General features: G+C 65.7%; 14 protein-coding genes and 2 riboswitches. Of the genes, 13 read left to right on the forward strand and 1 reads right to left on the reverse strand.

Features of this window, described 5'->3' with window-relative positions:
• Nucleotides 1-26: 26 nt before the first annotated feature.
• A riboswitch (cobalamin riboswitch) is annotated at nt 27-244 on the forward strand.
• Between the two features lie 37 nt (nt 245-281).
• The 3 genes from ABIA90_RS01870 to cobT are packed head-to-tail and all read left to right on the forward strand — an operon-like array spanning nt 282 to nt 2,818.
• Nucleotides 282-959 carry an energy-coupling factor ABC transporter permease gene (locus tag ABIA90_RS01870; protein WP_063984424.1) on the forward strand — a complete coding sequence of 226 codons (678 nt, stop codon included), beginning with the start codon at nt 282-284 and terminating at the stop codon, nt 957-959.
• Nucleotides 960-1,005: 46 nt separating this feature from the next.
• The gene (cobF, locus tag ABIA90_RS01875; protein ID WP_354117081.1) at nt 1,006-1,755 is read left to right on the forward strand and encodes a precorrin-6A synthase (deacetylating); all 750 of its coding nucleotides are present in this window, start codon (nt 1,006-1,008) and stop codon (nt 1,753-1,755) included.
• 10 nt (nt 1,756-1,765) lie between these two features.
• Nucleotides 1,766-2,818, forward strand: coding sequence for a nicotinate-nucleotide--dimethylbenzimidazole phosphoribosyltransferase (cobT, locus tag ABIA90_RS01880; RefSeq protein ID WP_354117082.1), 1,053 nt, complete (start codon nt 1,766-1,768; stop codon nt 2,816-2,818).
• A 6-nt stretch (nt 2,819-2,824) separates the two neighbouring features.
• On the opposite strand, the gene ABIA90_RS01885 is transcribed toward cobT, so the two are convergent.
• The gene (locus ABIA90_RS01885; RefSeq protein ID WP_354117083.1) at nt 2,825-3,397 is read right to left on the reverse strand and encodes a histidine phosphatase family protein; all 573 of its coding nucleotides are present in this window, start codon (nt 3,395-3,397) and stop codon (nt 2,825-2,827) included.
• A gap of 71 nt (nt 3,398-3,468) precedes the next feature.
• Nucleotides 3,469-3,670: riboswitch (cobalamin riboswitch) on the forward strand.
• A gap of 115 nt (nt 3,671-3,785) precedes the next feature.
• Here ABIA90_RS01885 and ABIA90_RS01890 point away from each other — a divergent pair.
• The 10 genes from ABIA90_RS01890 to ABIA90_RS01935 all read left to right on the forward strand — a co-directional run bounded on the left by ABIA90_RS01890 (nt 3,786) and on the right by ABIA90_RS01935 (nt 20,187).
• On the forward strand, nt 3,786-6,158 hold the full coding sequence (locus tag ABIA90_RS01890; protein ID WP_354117084.1) for a TonB-dependent receptor: 2,373 nt from the start codon (nt 3,786-3,788) through the stop codon (nt 6,156-6,158).
• Nucleotides 6,159-6,170: 12 nt separating this feature from the next.
• Nucleotides 6,171-7,592, forward strand: coding sequence for a PepSY domain-containing protein (locus tag ABIA90_RS01895; RefSeq protein ID WP_354117085.1), 1,422 nt, complete (start codon nt 6,171-6,173; stop codon nt 7,590-7,592).
• A 121-nt stretch (nt 7,593-7,713) separates the two neighbouring features.
• Nucleotides 7,714-8,454, forward strand: a complete 741-nt coding sequence (locus tag ABIA90_RS01900) for a maleate cis-trans isomerase family protein (protein ID WP_354117086.1) — start codon at nt 7,714-7,716, stop codon at nt 8,452-8,454.
• A 12-nt stretch (nt 8,455-8,466) separates the two neighbouring features.
• Complete coding sequence (gene hydA / locus ABIA90_RS01905) at nt 8,467-9,876, forward strand: dihydropyrimidinase (protein ID WP_354117087.1); 1,410 nt, start codon at nt 8,467-8,469, stop codon at nt 9,874-9,876.
• Between the two features lie 179 nt (nt 9,877-10,055).
• Nucleotides 10,056-11,489 (forward strand): NAD-dependent succinate-semialdehyde dehydrogenase, encoded by a 1,434-nt coding sequence (locus ABIA90_RS01910; RefSeq protein WP_038934240.1) that lies wholly within the window; start codon nt 10,056-10,058, stop codon nt 11,487-11,489.
• A gap of 153 nt (nt 11,490-11,642) precedes the next feature.
• Nucleotides 11,643-13,190 carry a MocR-like pyridoxine biosynthesis transcription factor PdxR gene (gene pdxR, locus ABIA90_RS01915; protein ID WP_354117088.1) on the forward strand — a complete coding sequence of 516 codons (1,548 nt, stop codon included), beginning with the start codon at nt 11,643-11,645 and terminating at the stop codon, nt 13,188-13,190.
• 425 nt (nt 13,191-13,615) lie between these two features.
• On the forward strand, nt 13,616-15,625 hold the full coding sequence (locus ABIA90_RS01920) for a hydantoinase/oxoprolinase family protein (protein ID WP_354117089.1): 2,010 nt from the start codon (nt 13,616-13,618) through the stop codon (nt 15,623-15,625).
• Nucleotides 15,622-17,202, forward strand: a complete 1,581-nt coding sequence (locus tag ABIA90_RS01925) for a hydantoinase B/oxoprolinase family protein (RefSeq protein ID WP_354117090.1) — start codon at nt 15,622-15,624, stop codon at nt 17,200-17,202. The genes ABIA90_RS01920 and ABIA90_RS01925 overlap by 4 nt, the downstream gene beginning before the upstream one ends.
• 10 nt (nt 17,203-17,212) lie before the next feature.
• Nucleotides 17,213-18,508, forward strand: a complete 1,296-nt coding sequence (locus tag ABIA90_RS01930; RefSeq protein ID WP_354117091.1) for a class-III pyridoxal-phosphate-dependent aminotransferase — start codon at nt 17,213-17,215, stop codon at nt 18,506-18,508.
• Nucleotides 18,505-20,187 (forward strand): long-chain-fatty-acid--CoA ligase, encoded by a 1,683-nt coding sequence (locus tag ABIA90_RS01935; protein WP_354117092.1) that lies wholly within the window; start codon nt 18,505-18,507, stop codon nt 20,185-20,187. Before ABIA90_RS01930 ends, ABIA90_RS01935 begins: the two co-directional genes overlap by 4 nt.
• The last annotated feature ends 6 nt before the right edge of the window (nt 20,188-20,193 follow it).

Genomic DNA, 20,193 nt, shown 5'->3' on the forward strand with positions numbered 1-20,193 from the left:
CCCCTTGACGCCCGGCTGGCGAAAGGGGCACACAGGAGACGCATGGTGCTCGAGGCGGCGCAAACCGCCGGAGCATAATCGGGAATGGGGGTGGGCGGACAATTGCGCCGCCCAAAACCCCAGCCGCCCCCGCGACTGTAAGCGGTGAGGGGCTCCGAACCGCCACTGGGCCGCGAGGCTCGGGAAGGCCGGAGAACCCCAGTGAACCGCGAGCCAGGAGACCGGCCGTGCATGTTTTGTGGCCAAGGCCGTCGGGTGTGACGGCAGGAAGGAACTGAACCATGCATATCGAACCCGGAGTCGTATCGGGCGCCAAGCTCGTGTTGAGTTACGCAACCGGCATCGCCGTCGGCGGCGTTGCGCTGAAGCTCGCGGTCGAGACCGTGCGCGAGCAGGGCATCACGTCGTTCGCGGCGCGGACGCTCGCCACCACGGGCCTCGTGTTCGTCTTCTTCGAGATCCTGCCGCACTTCCCGGTCGGCGTCTCCGAGGTGCACTTCATCCTTGGCTCGACCCTGTTCCTGCTGTTTGGGGCAGCGCCCGCGGCCTTCGGCCTCGCGTTCGGACTGTTGTTCCAGGGCATCTTCTTCGAGCCGCCCGATCTGCCGCAATTCGGCATGAACGTCACCACGCTGCTGGTGCCGCTGTTCGGGATCCAGGCGATCGCCGCGCGGATCATTGCCCGCAACACCGCCTATGTCGATCTCAGGTATCGCCAGGCGCTGGCGCTGTCGACCACGTATCAGGCCGGCGTCATCGCCTGGGTCGCGTTCTGGGCGCTCTATGGCTCGGGCTTCGGTGCGACCAACCTCGTCAACATCGCGACCTTCGCGGCCTCCTACGCGCTCGTCATCGTGATCGAGCCGCTGGCCGACCTCGGTGTGCTGGCGCTGGCGAAGTCGCTGCGCGGCGTCACCGCGCCCGGCCTCGTTACCCCGCGTTTGCATAACGCGGCTTGAGAGACAAGCGAACGGGCGGCCGTGATGGCCGCCCTTCGCACTCACGATGCTGACACTCTCCCTGATAGGCATCGGTTGCGGCGATCCCGAGCAGCTCACGCGCGCCGCCGTTCAAGCCATCAACGCGGCCGATCTCATCCTGATCCCGCGCAAGGGGGCGGCGAAGTCCGATCTCGCCGATCTCAGGCGGACGATCTGCGCGGATGTACTCACCAATCAAACGACGCGCATTGCCGAGTTCGACCTTCCCGTGCGCGATGCCGGTGAAGCGGACTATCACAAGGGCGTGGACGATTGGCACGACGCCGTGGCCGCGGCCTGGTCGCGGACGATCGCCAGCCATCTCGAAGGTGAAGGCAAGGTCGCGCTGCTGATCTGGGGCGATCCTTCGCTGTACGATTCCTCGCTGCGCATTGCGCGGCGGCTCGATCCCTTGCCTGATATCGACGTCGTGCCCGGCATCACTTCGATCCAGGCGCTGTGCGCGGCGCATGAGCTGCCGCTCAACGACATCGGCGAGCCCTTCCTCGTCACGACGGGGCGCCGCTTGCGCGAGGGCGGCTGGCCGCAGGGCGTCGACACCGTGGTGGTGATGCTTGACGGCGCCACCGCCTTCCAGTCGCTCGATCCGGCCGGGCTGCACATCTGGTGGGGCGCCTATCTCGGCATGCCCGATCAGATCGTCATGTCGGGCGTTCTGGCCGAAATCGGCCCGCGCATCGTCGCCGCACGACAGGATGCGCGCGAGCGGCAAGGCTGGATCATGGACAGCTACATTCTCAAGCGCAGGCCGTAAGCGAGGCAGCATGCTCCCCGATTGGGTCACCCGGAAATGCCCCGATGTCTCCGCTGTCCACCGCGAGGCGGCGCTCGCGCGTCAGGCGCAACTCACAAAACCGGCCGGCGCGCTCGGCCGGCTGGAGCAGCTTGCGGTCGAGCTTGCGGGCCTGCAGGCGACCGAGCAGCCGCGCGCCGCGCGAGTGCCGATCATCGTCTTCGCCGGCGATCACGGCATCGTCGCGCAGGGCGTGTCGGCCTATCCGCAAGGAGTGACCATCGCGATGATGGCGAATTTTGCCTCGGGCGGTGCCGCGATCTCGGTGCTGGCGCGTGAGCTTGGCTCAAACCTTGAGGTCGTCGACGCCGGTACGCTGGCACAGGAGGCGATGGCAGGAATCGTCACCGACAAGCCGCGCAGCGGCACGCGCGATTTCAGCGTGGAGGCCGCGCTCACTCCCACGGAGCTGGCATTCGCCTTTGAAGCCGGCCAGCGCGCAGTCGCGCGCGCGGCAGCCGGCAGGCCCGATCTCCTGATCTTCGGCGAGATGGGCATCGGCAATACCACGACGTCGGCCGCGATTGCGGCGAGCCTGCTCGGCATCAGCGCCGAGGAGATCGCGGGCAGCGGTACGGGCGTCGACGCGGCCGGCCGCGCGCACAAGGCGCGCGTGATCGACGCTGCGATCGCGCGTCACGGCGTTGCAGGTGCTTCGCCGGAAAAGATTCTGTGCGCCGTCGGCGGCCTCGAAATCGCGGCGATCTGCGGCGCCATCATTGCGGCTGCGCAAGCCCGCATTCCCGTGTTGATCGATGGCTTCATCGTATCCGTGGCGGCGCTGGCGGCGGTGCGGCTGAACCCGTCGTGCCAGCCATTCCTGCTGCCGTCGCATCAATCGGCGGAGCAGGGACATCGGCTGGTGCTGCGCGCGCTGAACGTGCAGCCGTTGATCAGCCTCGATCTCAGGCTCGGCGAAGGATCGGGGGCGGCCATCGCGCTGCCGCTGGTGCGGCTCGCGTGCAGCCTTCACAACGGCATGGCGACCTTCGCGCAGGCCAACGTGCCGGATCGCCCGGCCTGATCCAGCTCAAGCCGCGCGCTGATTGACCGCGACGACGCGCCAGCCGGTGGCGAGCCGGTCGATCCGGGTCAGTGACAACGGATCGATCACGAAGCGCAGGGCCGCTTGTGGTGTCAGATCCAGCGCAATGCAGAGCGCGGCGCGGATGGTGCCGGAGTGAACGACGAGCGTTGCCGAGCCGGCGCCGATTTGCGCGAGACCCAGCCGGACGCGCGCGACCTGATCCTCAAAACTTTCGCCGCCCGGCGGCCGACCGTGCGCCGGATCGCTCCAGAACTGCGCATAGGCCTCGCCGCCGGTCGCGGCGAGTTCGTCATGCCGCCGGCCGGTCCAGTCGCCAAAATCCTGCTCGCCAAATTCGGGCACCAACGCGGGTTCGAGTCCCAGCGCGCGCGCCGTCTCAACCGTACGTCGCGCCGGGCTCGCAAAGCTCGCAGCATCTGGCGGGAGCCTCCGCCGCAACGCCTCCAGTTGCACGCGATCGCCGAGATCGGCGGGCGCGTCGGCCGCATGGATCGTCCCTTTGACGCCGTCGACGGGCGCATGCCGTATCAGCCAGAGGAAGGTCTCGCCTTCCATGCCTATCTCCAAGGAAGTTGGTCACCGTGGTAATAACGTCGCACCGGCACATTGACTCTGTCTTGTCGGTAATCCTAGATGGCTTTGACGGTTTCCCCGAGTGGGGATGAAAAGGGAATGCGGTGCGGGGATTTTGTCCCCAATGCCGCGGCTGCCCCCGCAACTGTAAGCGGCGAATCTTGCGTCACGAGCCACTGGGTATCTCGGTCCCGGGAAGGCGATGCAAGGTACTGACCCGCGAGCCAGGAGACCTGCCGTCAGCCGTGGTCACACGCGAAGATGTCGGTCGGGGAGTACAGACATTCGGCTTCATCGGAAGGCTCAAAGGCCGAAGGTGGGACCTGGTTCGCTGTGACGTGCCACTGACGTCATACCGAGGTCCCGAACTGTGTCTTCCATTCGTCTTGTACGACCGCGTTGCTTCCTGCTCGCTTCCGCCGCGCTCACATCCTTTGCCGCCCTCGATCTGCCTGCCGCCATGGCGCAGCAGGCTCGTGAACCGCTGCCGCCGGTCGAGGTGTCGCCCGCCCAATCCCGCAAACCGGCAAAGCCGGCGGCCCGGGACGCGCAGAGCCCACGCCGCGCAGCATCGCGCAGGCCAGCGGCCGCATCGGCCGCGGCCAAGCCCGTCGTGCCGACCGCGGCGGCGCAGACGCCGCTCAACACCAATGTGGTTGCCGAGAGCGCCTCGCGCCTCGGCCTGACCGTGCAGGAGACACCCGCGACCGTCGAAGTCATCTCGGCCGCGACCATGCGGGAGCAGGGCTATCGCACCGTGTCGGAGGTTGCGCAGGGCGCGGTCGGTGTCACCTCGGGCGACAATCCGGCCGAGCCCGCGGCTTTCTCCATGCGTGGCTTCACCAACAGCCAGATCAACATGCTCTACAACGGCATCAAGATCGGTCCGCAGAACATGACCTCGCGGATCACGGATACGGCCAATCTCGCAGCCGTGGAATTTTTGAAAGGTCCGGCCTCGCTGATGTCGGGCGAAGGTGCCGCCGGTGGCGCAATCAACTTGATCACGAAGCAGCCACACACCGGGCCGATCCGGAATGAAGCTGACTTTTCCTGGGATTCGCTCAACTCGTTCGGCGTCCATTACGGCTCGGGCGGCAGCACCAATTTGCAGGGGCTCGACTACCGCTTCGACATCAGCCGCGCCTCGCTCAATGGCTTTGCCGACGACACCAATACCAAGACGTTGGATGTGTCTGGCCAGCTCAATTACCGCATCTCCGACAGCCTCAAGATCTGGGGCGCGATCGAGTACCGGGAAGATCGCTCGAAGGCCTATTGGGGCGCACCGCTGGTACCGATCGCCTTCAGCGGCTCGCATGCGACGAGCGGCATTGTTTCGGGCAATTACGTCTCGAACTTCAACAAAACGAATCTCGGTGCGATCACGATCGACGATCGTACCTTCAACACCAATTACAACGTTCTCGACAACCGCAACGTGGCACAAGAGGTGTGGCTGCGCGGCGGCTTCGAACTGAAGCTGGCGCCTGACCTGACGCTGAAGAGCCAAGCCTATGCCTATGGCGCGGAGCGTACCTGGTTCAACAACGAGATCGAGGCTTTCAATGCCAGTACGGGCCTGCCCAACTCGAACATGGTCGATCGCGAGCGCTTCTATGTTGCACATAGCCAACGCCTTGTCGGCAACATTACCGACCTGATTTGGGACGCTAATATCGTGGGCTTCGACAACCGCCTGGTCACGACACTTTCGTCCAGCTATCTCGATTTCGTCAGGCCAGGCGCGGCCAACTTCCCGGACGATTACGTCTCGCTCATCAATCCCGAACGTGGCCTTTACGGCCTGCTCACGACGCAGCAGCAGACCGCGCGCATCGACAACGAGGCGCTGTCGTTCGAGGACCGGCTGAAGCTCACGCGAACCTTCGCGCTGGTCGGCGGCCTGCGCGTCGAGCATATCGGGCTTGACCGCAACTCGACCGACTCCGCCGGGCTGGAAAAGGCGAACTTCCCGTTCTCGAAGTCCTGGGCACCAGTGACGGGGCGCATCGGCTACACCTGGGACGCCGTTCCCGGCGTGACCTTCTTCAGCCAGTACGCCACCGGCGCCGACGTCTCCGCCAACAACATCTTCCTGCTTGGGCCTGCCCAGCCGCTCGACCTGACGACCTCGCGCACCTATGAGACGGGCGTCAAGCATCTGTTGTGGAACAACAGGGCGGAATGGTCGTTCTCGGCCTACGATATCGAGCGCAAGAACGTCTATGCAGCGGCCGGCGGCATGCAGCTCAACATCGCAGGCCAGCAGGAGTCGAAGGGCGTCGAGCTCGCCGCGGCCGTACGCCCGATCGATCCCCTGCGGCTCTGGGGCAACATCGCCTATGTCGATGCACGCTATGCCGACTACAATTTTGCCGGTGGTTCGTTCTCCGGCAACACGCCGCCGAACGTGCCGCGTGTCGTGGCCAATGCCGGTGCGTCGTACCGGTTCTTCACGCCCTGGCCGGTGGAGCTCGGCATCACGGGCCGCTATGTCGGCGACCGCTACAACACCGATGCCAACGTCGTGACGATGAAGGCCTACACCGTCGCCGACGTCTACGCCTTCGTCGACATCCCGAAGACGGTGTTCAACGCGGTCGACCAGGCCCGTCTGGGCTTCCGCGTGCGCAACATCACCGACAAGCGCTACGCGATCTGGGGCGATCCGTTCTATCCCGACCAGATCCTGCTCGGTGCGCCCAGGACCTATGAGCTCTCGGCCGCGTTCAAATGGTAGGGCGCTGATCACATGATGAACGCGATTGTCCTGCTGCATCGCTGGCTCGGGATCGCGTTCTGCCTGCTGTTCGCGATGTGGTTCGCGAGCGGAATCGTGATGCACTTCGTCCCGTTTCCGTCATTGACGGAAGCGGAACGTTTTTCCGGGCTCGCGCCGGTGGCTGGCGGAGAGGTGAGGATTGCGGTCGCGGATGCCGTCGCCGCGAGCGGGGTCGCGGACGCCACGCGCGTTCGCTTGGTCCAGCGGAGCGACGGGCCGGTCTATGTCGTGTCGGACCCGTCGCGTGTGCGCGCGGTCCATGCCTCCGACGGACGGGATGCATCGGTGACGTCCGCCGACGTCGCGGTCGGTATCGCGCGGGATCATGCCCGGCAACGCGGGCTCGATGCCGCGCGGGCGGCGATGATTTCGGGCGCGGATTATGATCAATGGAGCGTACCCAACGGCTTTGATCGACACCGGCCTCTGTTGCGCGTCGCTCTTGGCGATGCGGCCGGAACCGAGGTCTATGTCTCCTCGCGCACCGGCGAAGTCGTGCTGGATACGACCCGCGGCGAGCGCGGCTGGAATTGGGCCGGCAGCGTCCTGCACTGGATCTATCCGACGGTCCTGAGGAGCAACTGGTCCCTTTGGGATCAGGTGGTCTCGACATTGTCGCTGGTGGCTTTTATCGCCGCGACGCTCGGCGCGGTGCTCGGAATTACCAGGATCAGGATTCGAGGGCGTCGGGTCTCGTCGCCTTATCGCGGCTGGCACGCACTGCATCACATCATTGGTCTCGTCGCGACCGTTTTCGTACTGACCTGGAGTTTCAGTGGCTGGCTCTCGATGGATCACGGCCGGCTGTTCTCGCGCGGGGAGCTGACCCCGACCGAAGCAGGCGTGGTGTATGCCGCGCCGGACTGGACGACGCCCCCACCGGTCGGTCAGCCATCGGCTCGCGAAGTCGAATGGTTCGACGTCAACGGTGTTGTCTACCGGCGCGACCGGACTGGCCTCGCCAGTCAGACCTTGACCAAAACGGGGGAGGCGATCCGCAGCCGGCAGGTGGCATTCCTCGGCGAGAAGGATGTCCATGACCTGACGACGCGCCTTGCGCCGGGCTGTGGCGCCCCGTCCGTTCTTGCCGACAATGACGATTATCCCGCGTACTCCGTTGTCCCGAGAGCCCCGGTTTATCGCTCCCGATGCGGCGACCTCTGGTTCGACATCGACGGTGCCGACGGCCGCGTGCTGCAAAGACTGGATGCCTCGCGGCGCGCCTATCGCTGGTTCTATAGCGCGCTTCACACGCTCGATTTTCCCGTTCTCATGGCGCATCCGCGTCTGCGCGATATCCTGGTCGTCGGGCTCTGCTTGCTCGGGCTGGCATTTTCCGTCACCGGCATCGTGATCGGCTGGCGGCGCTTGCGGTCGACCTTCGCGGCTTGAGCTGAGTATCGAACAAATCATATGCGCCATGCAAATTGCGGGTTGCGCGGGCGATAGCAGGCGCGGATGATCGTCCGAGGGGGCGCAGCGGTGCGCTCTCTCAATCGGGCGATCGTGATCGATGTCAATTCAGCGCAAGCGCCTCGGCATGATGACCCCGTCGTCCAACTCGGTGCTGGAGCCCGTCACCTGTTCCATGCTGCATGGCGTGGCCGGCGTCACCGCTCATTTCTCGCGCTTCCGCGTTACCGAGATCGCGCTCGATGCCGCGGCGCTGAACCAGTTCGATGCCTCGGTGATGCTGCCGGCGGCGGATCTGCTGGCGGACGCCAAGGTCGATGCCATTGCCTGGAACGGCACGTCGGCAAGCTGGCTCGGTATCGGCCACGACCGGAGCCTGTGCGAGGCGATCGCGGCGCGGACCGGAATCCCGGCGACGACCTCCACGCTCGCCTGCATCGACGCCGTCCGCGCGCTCGGCGCCGGACGCGTCGGCCTGGTCTCACCCTATACGGACGACGTGCAACGGCGGATCGGCGATGTCTGGGCCGAGGAGGGGATCGCCCCTCGCGCCGAGCGGCATCTCGGCCTGCGCGATAACTTTTCCTTCGGTGAGGTCACGCCCGCGACGATCGCCGACATGATCCGCGCGGTCGCGGCGGACGGCGCCGATGCCGTCGTCATTCTCTGCACCAATCTCGACGGCGCCGCGCTGGCGGCCTCGCTCGAACGGGAGTTGGGCATCGCCGTGCTGGACTCGGTTGCGGTCACGCTGTGGCGGACGCTCGAACTCGCCGGTGGTGACATCGCGGCCCTTGCGGCGTGGGGCCGGATCTTCCAGACATCAGCGATCATCAAGTGACGGAGCCCTCCTGTGACGCAGCTCGATCTCGCCATTCGCGGCGGCACCATCGTGACGGCCAGCGACGAGTTTCGCGCCGATATCGGCATTCGCGACGGACGCATCGTCAGCATCGCCGACCGCATTGAAGGCGCGGCGCGCGAGATCGACGCAACGGGCCTGCTGGCGCTGCCGGGCGGGATCGACAGCCACGTCCACATCTCCCAGGCCTCCGGCCCCGGCGTCGTGATGGCCGACGATTTTGCTTCGGCAACGCGCGCGGCGGCGGCCGGCGGCAACACCATGGTGCTGCCCTTCGCGCTCCAGGAGAAGGGGACGTCGCTGCGCACCTGCGTCGAGAACTACCGCAAGCTCGCCGAGGGCGAATGCTACATCGATACCGCCTTCCACCTCATCATCTCCGACCCCACCGCGGTCGTGCTCGGGCAGGAGCTGCCGGCTCTCGTCAAGGACGGCTACACCTCGTTCAAGGTGTTCATGACCTATGACGACCTCGTGCTCAGCGACAAGCAGTTGCTGGAAGTGTTCGACGTCGCGCGCCGCGAGGAGGCGCTGGTCATGGTCCATTGCGAGGGCTACGACGCGATCCGTTTCCTCGCCGCCAAGCTCGAACGCGAGGGCCATATCGCGCCCTATTATCACGGCGTGTCGCGGCCGCAGGCCGTCGAGCGCGAGGCGACGCATCGCGCCATCAGCCATGCCGAGGTGATCGGCGTTCCCATCATGATCGTCCACGTCTCCGGGCGCGAGGCGATGGAGCAGGTGCGCTGGGCCCAGCAGCGCGGATTGCCGGTGCATGCCGAGACTTGTCCGCAATACATCACGCTGACGGCCGACGACATGAAAGGCCTGAACATGGACATGTCAGGCGCAAAGTATGTCTGCTCGCCGCCGCCGCGCGATGCCGAAAGCCAGCAGGCGATCTGGGAAGGCATCACCACCGGCGTGTTCCAAACCTTTTCGTCCGATCACTGCCCGTTCCGCTACGACGATCCCAAGGGTAAGCTGGCGCCGAATTCCCGCACCTCGTTCCGCTGGGTGCCGAACGGCATCCCCGGCATCGAGACCCGGCTGCCGATCCTGTTCTCGGAGGGCGTCTCGAAGGGGCGGATCAGCTTGCAGAAATTCGTCGAGCTGACTGCGACCAATCATGCGCGGATCTACGGTCTCTATCCGCGCAAGGGCTCGATTGGCGTCGGCTTCGACGCCGACATCGTTCTATGGGATCCCAAATTGACGAAGCCGATCCGGCAGGCCGACCTGCACCACGGCGCGGACTATACGCCGTGGGAGGGCTTTGATGTCACCGGCTGGCCTGTCACCACCATCGCGCGGGGCCGCGTGGTGTACGAGCAGGGCAAGATCGTCGGCGACAAGGGTGCGGGCGAGGTACTTAGCCGCGGCAAGTCGAGCCTGGTGTGACGGAAAAATAATCGCATCGGGGCGACGCCATGTCGTTTGTTGCGCATACCATGCTCGCGCTGCTGCGGCATCATTGATCCCTTTTCGCGGGTCGCCTTTCGGTGTAGCTCTGCGCCCACTTGTTAGGCGGTCGGGCACCCAAGCTGATCGCCGCCGAAATCATGCAGGAGACACCAGGGATGTACCCGAAAGTTCAGATGTTCATCGCCGGCGAGTGGACCGACGGCACCTCCGGCAAGTCGGAGGACATCCTCAACCCCGCCACCGGCCAGCCGATCGGCAAGACCCCGCACGCCTCGCGCCAGGACCTCGACCGCGCGCTGGAGGCCGCCAAGGCCGGCTTCGAGATCTGGCGCAAGACCTCGCCGTTCGACCGCTACAAGCTGATGCGCAAGGCCGCCGACATCATCCGCTCGCGCGCCGCCGAGATCGCCCCCGTGATGACCATGGAGCAGGGCAAGCCGGTCGTGGAAGCCCAGGGCGAGACCATGCTCGCCGGCGACCTCATCGACTGGTTCTCGGAAGAAGCCCGCCGCGCCTATGGCCGCATCGTGCCGCCGCGGATGGGCAACGTCTCCCAGCTCGTGACCAAGGAGCCGGTCGGCCCGGTCGCCGCGTTCACGCCCTGGAATTTCCCGATCAACCAGGCGGTCCGCAAGATCTCGGCCGCGCTCGCCGCCGGCTGCTCGATCATCGTCAAGGGCCCGGAAGAAACCCCGGCAAGCTGCATGGAGCTGGTGCGCGCCTACGCCGACGCGGGCATTCCGGCCGGCGTCGTCCAGCTGGTGTTCGGCGTGCCGTCGGAAGTGTCGGAATATCTCATTCCGCACCCGATCATCCGCAAGATCAGTTTTACGGGCTCGACCGCGGTCGGCAAGCATCTGGCCGCACTCGCCGGCCTGCACATGAAGCGTGTCACCATGGAGCTCGGCGGCCACGCGCCGGCAATCGTGTTCGCGGACGCTGATCTCGACAACGCCGCCAAGATTCTCTCGGCCAACAAGTTCCGCAATGCCGGCCAGGTCTGCGTCTCGCCGACGCGCTTCCTGGTGCATGAGAGCGTGTATCAGCCCTTCGTCGACAAGTTCGTCGCCGCGGCCAAGAGCCTGAAGGTCGGCAACGGCCTCGACAAGGACACCCGCATGGGTCCGCTGGCGAACCCGCGACGCGTCGACGCGATGGAGGGTCTGGTCTCCGACGCTGTGCAGCGCGGGGCCAAGGTGCAGGCTGGCGGCAAGCGTATCGGCAACGAAGGCTTCTTCTTCGAGCCGACTGTGATCACTGACGTGCCGCGCGATGCCCGCATCATGAACGAGGAGCCGTTCGGCCCGCTTGCGCCGATCACCTCGTTCCGCAGCTATGACGAGGTGGTGGCCGAGGCGAACCGTCTGCCTTACGGCCTTGCGGCTTACGCCTACACGACCTCGACCAAGACGATGCAGGCGATCGGCTCCGACATCGAGAGCGGCATGGTGTCGATCAACCACCACGGCCTCGCGCTGCCGGAAGTGCCGTTTGGCGGCATCAAGGATTCCGGCTACGGCTCCGAGGGCGGCCTCGAGGCGATCGAGGGTTACCTGAATACGAAGTTCGTGACCCAGGCGAGCGCGTAAAGAAAAGTCGCGTTGTCATTCCGGGGCGCGCGAAGCGCGAACCCGGAATCCATCGTACAGCGCGTAAAGAGGGAAAATGGATTCCGGGCTCGCGCCAAGTGGCGCGCCCCGGAATGGCGGTGGATAGGACCTGCGTTGCCTGACGGGCGAGACATGGACAACAGCCGTCACCCGAGCAAGCGCGTGTCCCTTGCCGGGATGCATATCGACCGGAATTCGGCCGTGCCGCTGCACTTGCAGATCGCGGCGCACATCCGCGACGGCATTCTGCGCGGTGTCTTTCCGGCCGGAACGCAGTTTCTCGGATCGCGCGAGATCGCGCGCGAATTGGGCTGCTCGCGTACGGTGGTGTTGACCGCCTGGGATCTGCTCTACGCCGAGGGTTATCTTGAATCGACGCCGCGGGGCAGCGTCATGGTGGCCGCCGTTGCAGCCCCGCATGCGGAGCTTTCGTCCGTTACGTCGCCTGCGAGCAAGCCCGCCCACATGTCGGAGCGTTGGCGATCGCTGCTTGGTCTGGATTACGAGACCAATTGGCCGTCCGTGTTCGCGCCCGGCGCACCCGACGTCTCGACCTTCCCGTTCAAGGAATGGTCGCGCCTGCTGCGCCAGTCCTGGCAAAATCCGAAAGAGCAGGAATGCCTCGATCTTCCCTCGGAAGGCCATCCGCGATTGCGGAGCGAGATCGCGAACTTCCTCGGCTCGGTGCGGGGGCTCGTCTGCTCGCCGGAGGAAGTTGTGGTCACCTCGGGCACATCGGGCGCGCTTGATTTCTGCAGCCGCATGATCCTCGATCCCGGCGACGAGGTCTGGGTCGAGGAGCCCGGCTTTGTCGAGGCCCGGTGGGCGCTCACGGCCGCTGGCGCGAAGCTCGTTCCAATTCCCGTCGATGACAAGGGCCTCGTCGTCTCCGAAGGAATCCGGCGCGCACCGGGCGCAAAACTGATCGTGGTGACGCCGTCGCATCAATATCCGCTCGGCGTCAGCATGGGGCTGGAGCGGCGGCTCGAGCTGCTCGATTGGGCCAACAAGAACGACGTCTGGGTGATCGAGGACGATTACAATTCGGAGTTCAGGCACCAGGACAGCATGATCGCCTCGCTGCGCTCGCTCGATCGCGAGGGGCGGGTGATCTATTTCGGCACCTTCTCGAAGATCATGATGCCGAATTTGCGGCTCGGCTACATCGTCGCCAACAGGCATTTCATCGAGGGCTTTTCCAAGGGCCGCGCGCGCATCGATGTGCACACCTCCGGCATCGGACAGCTCGCACTGGCCGAGTTCATGCGGGAAGGGCACCTGCTGCGGCATCTGCGCGGGATGCGACGGATCTACGCCGCACGCCGGAAGGCTCTGATCGATGCGATCGCAGCGCTGATGCCTGACGATCTCACCGTATCCTCCGCCGTTACCGGGTTGCATCTGGTGGCGCTGTTCACCGACGCGATGCGGGCGCGGATGAGCGACCGCGAGGCGGCCGCGGTCCTGAAGCAGGCCGGCATCCACGTCCAGCCGCTCTCGCAAAACTTTCTGGAGCAGCCGACGCGGCAGGGCCTGGTGTTCGGCTACGGGCGGCTGCGGGTCGAGGACGCCGCGCCGCTGCTTGCGAGAATCGCGGCTCGCATCGGCAGCGGTCGCCGCAACACACCATCCGACCCGGCAATATCCTCTCTTACTGTTCGTACAATAAAGAGAAGCTGAGCCGACCGTCGTGCATAGCTCGTAGGCATGCGGCTATCCCGCATCGCCGTTCAATCGCCTGCAAATTAGACAGACGTTTTTGAGTGCTCCGATTGCAGTGCAGCGGGCGTCACGATTTGCACGGAGAAACTCGTGGTGCACTGCACGTTTGTCGCGCGGAACGGTTCGCGTTCGTGTGCTCTCTGCGCGTGCAGTGCTGCACCAAAACGTGCAGCCGGTGTTGCACCGCGTGATACCGGCCCTGCGCTGGTCTAGTGGTTTGCGACAACTCTGGCCCTATCCCGAGCCCATCGCTCTGTCGCACGCTCGCAGGCGGTGGCATGACAGGGGATGATGATGAGCGCTCTCGGATTGGCATTGGACGTTGCGATGGACGGCAAGCACCCGGCGTCCGGTTCGGACGTCATTCGTAACTGACCCCGCACATGAGCTCCTCCGAAAATCACTGGGAAGTCGGCACCGATATCGGCGGCACCTTCACCGACATCATTGCCATCAGGCGTGACTCCGCGGAGGCGCGGATCGCAAAAGTGCCGTCGCGCCCCGACGCGCCGGTTCAGGCGATGCTGGAGGCGATCGAGGCGGTCGGCTTGCGCAAGAGCGAGGTCAAGCGCTTCGTGCACGGCACCACGCGCGTCACCAACGCCATCGTCGAGAACCGGCTGCCGAAGGTCGCGCTGGTCGCGACCGAAGGGTTCGCCGATGTGCTGGAGATCGCGCGCTATCGCCGCCGCGATCTCTATCGTCTCGACATTCCGCCGAAATCACCGCCTTTGGTGCCGCCCGAACGATGCTTTGGGCTCGCCGAGCGCCTCGATCACGAGGGCCGGGTGCTGAAGGCGCTGGATGAGACCGAGATCGAGCGTCTGGTGGTCTGGCTGAAGCAGACCGGCGTGCAGAGCGTCGCCGTGGCGCTGCTTCACGCCTATGCCAATCCCGTGCACGAAAAGATGCTGGGCGAGCGCCTCAAGGGCGTCGTCGCCCACGTCTCGCTGTCGCATGAGGTCAATCCTGAGGCGCGCGAATACGAACGGACGTCGGCGACCGTGTTCAACGCGGCCGCGATGCCGATCGCGGTGGAATATCTCAGCGAGCTGGAGCAGCGGCTGCCGATCGGCGCCGGCTTGCAGGTGTTTCATTCGGCCGGAGCCATGGTCCCGATCTCGGCCGTGAAGCGGCGGCCGCTGGTGATGGCGATGTCGGGGCCGGCGGCCGGCGTCTCCGCATCGGTCAGCATCGCGCGCCAGCTCGGCACATCGCGCATGCTCACCTTCGACATGGGCGGCACCACGACGGACGTCTGCCTGATCGTCGACGGCCAGGCCGAGATGACCGACGGCCGCATGCTCGGCGACAAGCCGCTGCGTCAGCCGATGCTTGCGGTCCATTCCATCGGGGCCGGCGGCGGATCGATCGTGCGAAACGGTCCCGGCGGCTTGACGGTCGGCCCGGAGAGCGCCGGCTCCGAGCCGGGGCCGGCCTGCTATGGCCGCGGCGGCACCGAGCCGACCATCACCGACGCCAATGCCGTGCTCGGCTATCTCAATCCCGAGACCAAGCTTGGCGACCGCATCGGCATCGACATCAAGGCCGCGGAGCGCGTCATCGAGCCGATTGCGCGCGCCTTGGGGCTGAGCCTGACCGAAACCGCGCTCGGCATCATCAAGGTCGCCAACGCGACCATGGCCCGTGCCCTTCGCCGCGTCACGGTCGAGCGCGGTATCGATGGCCGCGACTGCACGCTGCTCGCCTTCGGCGGTGGCGGCCCGATGCATGCCGCAGGCCTTGCCGATCTCTACGGGATTGCAGCGGTCGTGGTGCCGAGCGCATCCAGCGCCTTTTCGGCGCTGGGCTGTCTCACCGCCGATTTCAGCTTCCTCCAGCAGCAGACCCTTCGCGCCGCCCTCGACGGTATCGATCTCGCCCGGGTGTCGGAGCGGATCGGGACGCTGATGGACGATGCTTCGGCGCCGCTGATCGCCAACGGCGTTGCGCAGGCGGAGATCCAGGTCGAGCTGGTGGCGCTGATGCGCTACGCGGCGCAGAATGATGCCATTCCGGTGCCGTTCACGTTGCCGCTCGACGTGACCAAGCTGAAGAAGGACTTTCTGGCGCGGCATCACGAGCTATTCGGCTATGCGACCAGCGAGCCCTGCGTCATCGAATCCGTGCGCGTGCAGGCGCGGCGCCCGTCGACGACGGTGGTGAGCCGGCCGGCGACTGCGGTGAGGGCGGTGTCGTCAGGCAAGCGGGCCTGCTCATTCGACGGCTTCCAGGATATCCCGACCGCGATCATCGATCGCGCCAAATTGGCCGATGTCGTCAGCGGCCCCGCGATCATCGAAGACGCATGGTCAACAGTGGTGGTCCCGCCCGGCTGGCAAGCTAAAGCCGATGTATCAGGCAATCTGTTCCTGACGCGGAGGGCGGCATGAAGCTCGATCCGTTCGTCGTCGAGGTGATCAGGCACGGGCTCTCGGCCGCGGCCGAGGAAATGAGCCTGGTGATGACGCGCTCGGCGCGCTCGCCGCTGCTGCGCGAGGCCGGCGACCTGTCATCCGCCATCACGGATGGCCGCGGCGGCCTGGTCGGGCAGGGCCGCGATATCCCGATCCATCTCGGCGCGATGGCCTACACGATCCCGGAACTGCTGAAGGTCGTGCCGGTCGAGAGCCTGAACGACGGCGACGTGGTGATCTACAATGTCGGCGCGCTCGGCGGCAATCACCTCAACGACGTCAAGGTGGTGCGCCCCGTCTTCGTTGACGGCGAGATCGTGGCGTTCGCGGTGAGCCTCGCGCATTGGCCCGACATCGGCGGCACCTGGCCCGGCAGCTATTTTGCCAAGGCGATCGACACTTTTCAGGAGGCGATGCGGATTCCGCCGGTGCTGATCGCCACGTCAGCCGGCGTCAACACGCCGATCGTGCAGCTGCTCAAGGCCAACGTCCGGGATCCCGAATCCTGCGAGGGCGATCTGCTCGCGCAGATCGCGGCAACGAAAGCTGGCGAGAAGCGCATCGTCGAGCTTTGCCGCGAGCACGGCAAGGCGGTGTTCACGGCGACGCAATCGCGCCTGCACGACCTCTCCGAAATCGAGATGCGGGAGGCGCTCCGCGATCTGCCTGATGGCGTCTACGAGGGTGAAGACTATCTCGACGACGGCGGCGTCAACAACGCGCCTGCGCGCATCCATGTGAAAATCACCATTCGCGGCGACGAGGCGACCTTTGACCTCTCCGGAAGCTGCGATCGCGTCTCCAATTTCTGCAACACGACGCCGTTCATGGCGCGCTCGGCCGTCGCCTATGCGGCACGCATCATGAGCGGGCGCGACATGCACCAGAATGCCGGCGCGCTCCGGCCTTTGACCATCATCACGCGCCCGGGCTCGATCCTGGAGCCGGGCTGGATGGCGTCCGTTGCCGCCGGCAACCACGAGACCTCCATGCGCATCGTCGATGCGATTTTTCGCGCGATGCGGGACACCATCCCTGAGCGTCTGTCGGCGGGCGGGGCGACCACGGCGGGCGTGCTGTTCTTTGCCGAGCCGCGGCAGAACGGTTCGTGGAAGATGCTCTACGAGGTTCACGGCGGTGGTGAGGGCGCGCGGCATGATCGGGCCGGCATGTCGGCGACGCGCGTGCATCTCTCCAATACGTCGAACACGCCGGTCGAGGTGATCGAGGCGAGCTACGCGATCCGCCTGGAGCAGCAGGCCATTCGCCGGCAGTCCGGCGGCGCGGGCGCCCATCGCGGCGGTGACGGCTCCATTCGCACCTATCGCATCCTCGCGCCCTCGATGCATCTGACCACCTGCATCGAGCGCATGGTGATTGCACCGTTCGGCATGCAGGGCGGCGAATCCGGCAAGGCTTGCCGTATCTCGCTGGTCAGGCAGGGCGCGAACGTCGCGATCGACGGAAAATCGAACCTGGTGTTGCAGCAAGACGATCTCGTCACGATCGAGATGTGCGGCGGCGGCGGCTATGGCGCCGTGGCCGCGGAGTGAGGGGATTGCGATGAGCAAATTGTTGCGAACCGGGTTGAATGCAGGCGAAGCCGCGCCGATGGCCGTCGTCGGCGGCGAGGGCGTCTATTTTCACTTGTCCGATGGTCGCAAGCTGATCGACGGCAGCAACACCGGCGGCGGACTCGGCCATCGTCACCCGGCGATGGTGGAGGCGATCCGCCGCGCGGCCGATACGCCCGTCGTGAACGAAGGCTGGACCTGGGTCGGCCGCGAGCAGGCAGCCGACGATCTGATGGCTACGGCGTTCAAGGGCGAAGAGGACTGGGTCGGCGCGGTGCGCTTCTGCATCAGTGGCAGCGAGGCCAACGACATGGCGCTGTCGCTCTGCCAGGCGCTGACGCAGCGGTCGGCGCTGGCGACGCGCGAGCGTGCCTATCATGGCATCACCGGCCTGTCGCGCAGCATGACGGTGCAGCCGCAATGGCATGGCGGCCTCGCGGTGCATTCAGGCGGCTCGAAGCTGCCGGCGCCGATGGCACCGGTACGGATTCTCCCGGCGCCGGATGGCGCCATCTACGGCGCTCCGGCCAACAACACCCCGCCGAGCGAATATCTGGCGGATGCCACGCGCCTGCTGTCGGACACCGCGGCGACCATCATCGACTACACCCAGGGTGGCATCTATTACGACGGTGCCTATCAGGACGAGCTGGCCCGCTGCGCGCGGCAGGCAGGTTCCTACTGGATCGCGGACGAGGTCGTCACCGGCGCGGGCCGCGCAGGGCGCTGGTTCGCGTTCCAGGGCGCTGAAAGCCGCCCCGATATCGTGACGCTCGGAAAATCGCTCGGCGGCGGTGCGGCGGCGGTCGCGGCGGTCGTCGTGTCGAAAGACATCGTCGGGCGGCTCAAGGGCACGAGTTGGCAGAACTACGGCACGCTGCGCGGCCATCCCATCAGCATGGCTGCCGTCAGCGCCTATCTGAAGGTCGTCTCCGAAGAGAAGATTCTGGAGCACGTGAGGAACCTTGAAAAGCTCTTTACCCGCCGCCTGCTCGCGATCGCGCAAAAGCATCCGAGCGTGCAGCGCGTGGCGGGGCAGGGGCTGCACTGGACGGTGGAGCTGCACGGCCCGGATTGGCGCGCCTGGCATGCCGACACCACCGAGGTGCCGATCGCCTCGCGTGTCGCAGAGCGGGCGTTGGAGGCTGGTGCCGTGATCGGCACCAGCGGCGAGCAGACCTCGCTGTTCCTGGCGCCGCCGCTGGTGATCTCCGAGCACGAAGCCGAGCAGCTGCTGGATGCGCTCGACCACGGCCTCGACATCGCAGACGAGGAGCACGGGTGAGCGCAGACCCCGCAACACCTCAACGCTCGCCGGCCTGGCCGGCGGACGAGCCCTGGCATCTCGCGATGCCGGAGGGGACGCTTTACGATGCGCTGGCGCGTGCGGCGAAGGATCGCCCATCTCATCCGGCGACAGTGTTTTATGGTGCGAGCCTGAGCTATGCCGAGCTACGCGAGCGGGTCGACGCTATGGCCGGTTTCCTGCAAAGTGTGTGCGGCGTAACGCGCGGCGACCGCGTCATGATCGCGCTGCAAAACTCGCCGCAATATGTCATCGCCTACTACGCGGTGATGCGGGCGGATGCCGTGATCGTGCCGGTCAATCCCATGAACAAGACGGCCGAGATCGAGTATCTCGCCGCCGACAGCGGCGCCAGGGTCGCGATCATCGGAAGCGAGCTCAACGACATATTTGCGCCGCTGGCGGGCGAAGCTATCACTCATACGATCGTCGCGCAGTATCGCGACGAGATCCCGGACGCGACGCCCTACACGTTGCCGTCCTGCGTGACTGAAGCGCCGTCGGAGGCGCCGCCGTCGCCGAGCTGGCATTCCTGGTCGTCTGCGATCGCGCAAGGCGTGCAGCCAGGCGCAATGACCGCGGGGCCGGACGATCTCATGATCCTGCCCTATACGTCGGGGACGACAGGCAAGCCCAAGGCCTGCATGCATACGCATCGCAGCGCGCTGTTCACGGCCGTCCTGCAGGCGCGCTGGTATGGGCTCGACGGCGACGACGTGATGACCGGCTTCATGCCCCTGTTCCACGTCGCGGGCATGCAGGGCTCGATGAATGCCGCGGTGGTGACAGGCGCTACACTGCTGTTGATGGCGCGCTGGGACAAGGATCTGCTGCCGGATCTGTTCGAGACCTACGGCGTCACGTTCTGGAACGCCGCGCCGACCATGATCGTCGACGTGCTCGCAAGCGTCCGGTTCCGCGATCGGTGCTTTGCAAAACTCAAGGTGCTGACCGGAGGTGGTGCGGCAATGCCGACCGTGGTGGCCGAACGGCTCAAAGGCCGCTTCGGCCTCGATTTCGTCGAGGGCTACGGCATGACCGAGACGATGTCGCCGACCCATCTCAATCCGATGGCTGCGCCGAAGCGCCAGTGTCTCGGCATTGCCGTGCACGAGACCGATGCGAGGGTCGTCGATCCCGAAAGCCTGATCGAGCTCGACGACAATGTCGTCGGCGAGATTGTCGTGCACGGGCCACAAGTGCTGCAAGGCTACTGGAACAGGCCGCAGGCCAACGCCGAATCCTTCATCGAGCTCTCGGGAAAGCGGTTCCTGCGCACGGGCGATCTCGGCTATCGCGATTCCGATGGCTATTTCTTCGCGGTCGACCGCCTCAAGCGGATGATCAATGTCAGCGGCTTCAAGGTGTGGCCGGCCGAGGTGGAAGCCGCGATGTACCAGAACCGCGCTATCCGGGAATGCTGCGTCGTTTCGACCCCCGACGACTACCGCGGCGAGACCGTCAAGGCGCTGGTGGTGCTGGACGAAGCCGCGCGCGCGACGACGTCTGCGGACGACATCGTCGGTTGGGCTCGCGGCGCGATGGCCAGCTACAAGGCGCCGCGCGCCGTCGTCTTCGTCGATGAGCTGCCGCGCACCGCCAGCAACAAGATCAACTGGCGGCTTTTGCAGGATGCCGAATGGGGGCGGACGGCATGAAAGCTG

This window comes from Bradyrhizobium sp. LA6.8, assembly GCF_040547935.1.
Taxonomy (GTDB): Bacteria; Pseudomonadota; Alphaproteobacteria; order Rhizobiales; family Xanthobacteraceae; genus Bradyrhizobium; species Bradyrhizobium barranii.

Coding starts and splice junctions, on each gene's coding strand:
- ABIA90_RS01870 (WP_063984424.1), top strand. CDS start 282: ATGCATATCGAACCCGGAGTCGTATCGGGCGCCAAGCTCGTGTTGAGT.
- cobF (WP_354117081.1), top strand. CDS start 1,006: ATGCTGACACTCTCCCTGATAGGCATCGGTTGCGGCGATCCCGAGCAG.
- cobT (WP_354117082.1), top strand. CDS start 1,766: ATGCTCCCCGATTGGGTCACCCGGAAATGCCCCGATGTCTCCGCTGTC.
- ABIA90_RS01885 (WP_354117083.1), bottom strand. CDS start 3,397: ATGGAAGGCGAGACCTTCCTCTGGCTGATACGGCATGCGCCCGTCGAC.
- ABIA90_RS01895 (WP_354117085.1), top strand. CDS start 6,171: ATGATGAACGCGATTGTCCTGCTGCATCGCTGGCTCGGGATCGCGTTC.
- ABIA90_RS01900 (WP_354117086.1), top strand. CDS start 7,714: ATGTCAATTCAGCGCAAGCGCCTCGGCATGATGACCCCGTCGTCCAAC.
- ABIA90_RS01910 (WP_038934240.1), top strand. CDS start 10,056: ATGTACCCGAAAGTTCAGATGTTCATCGCCGGCGAGTGGACCGACGGC.
- pdxR (WP_354117088.1), top strand. CDS start 11,643: ATGGACAACAGCCGTCACCCGAGCAAGCGCGTGTCCCTTGCCGGGATG.
- ABIA90_RS01920 (WP_354117089.1), top strand. CDS start 13,616: ATGAGCTCCTCCGAAAATCACTGGGAAGTCGGCACCGATATCGGCGGC.
- ABIA90_RS01925 (WP_354117090.1), top strand. CDS start 15,622: ATGAAGCTCGATCCGTTCGTCGTCGAGGTGATCAGGCACGGGCTCTCG.
- ABIA90_RS01930 (WP_354117091.1), top strand. CDS start 17,213: ATGAGCAAATTGTTGCGAACCGGGTTGAATGCAGGCGAAGCCGCGCCG.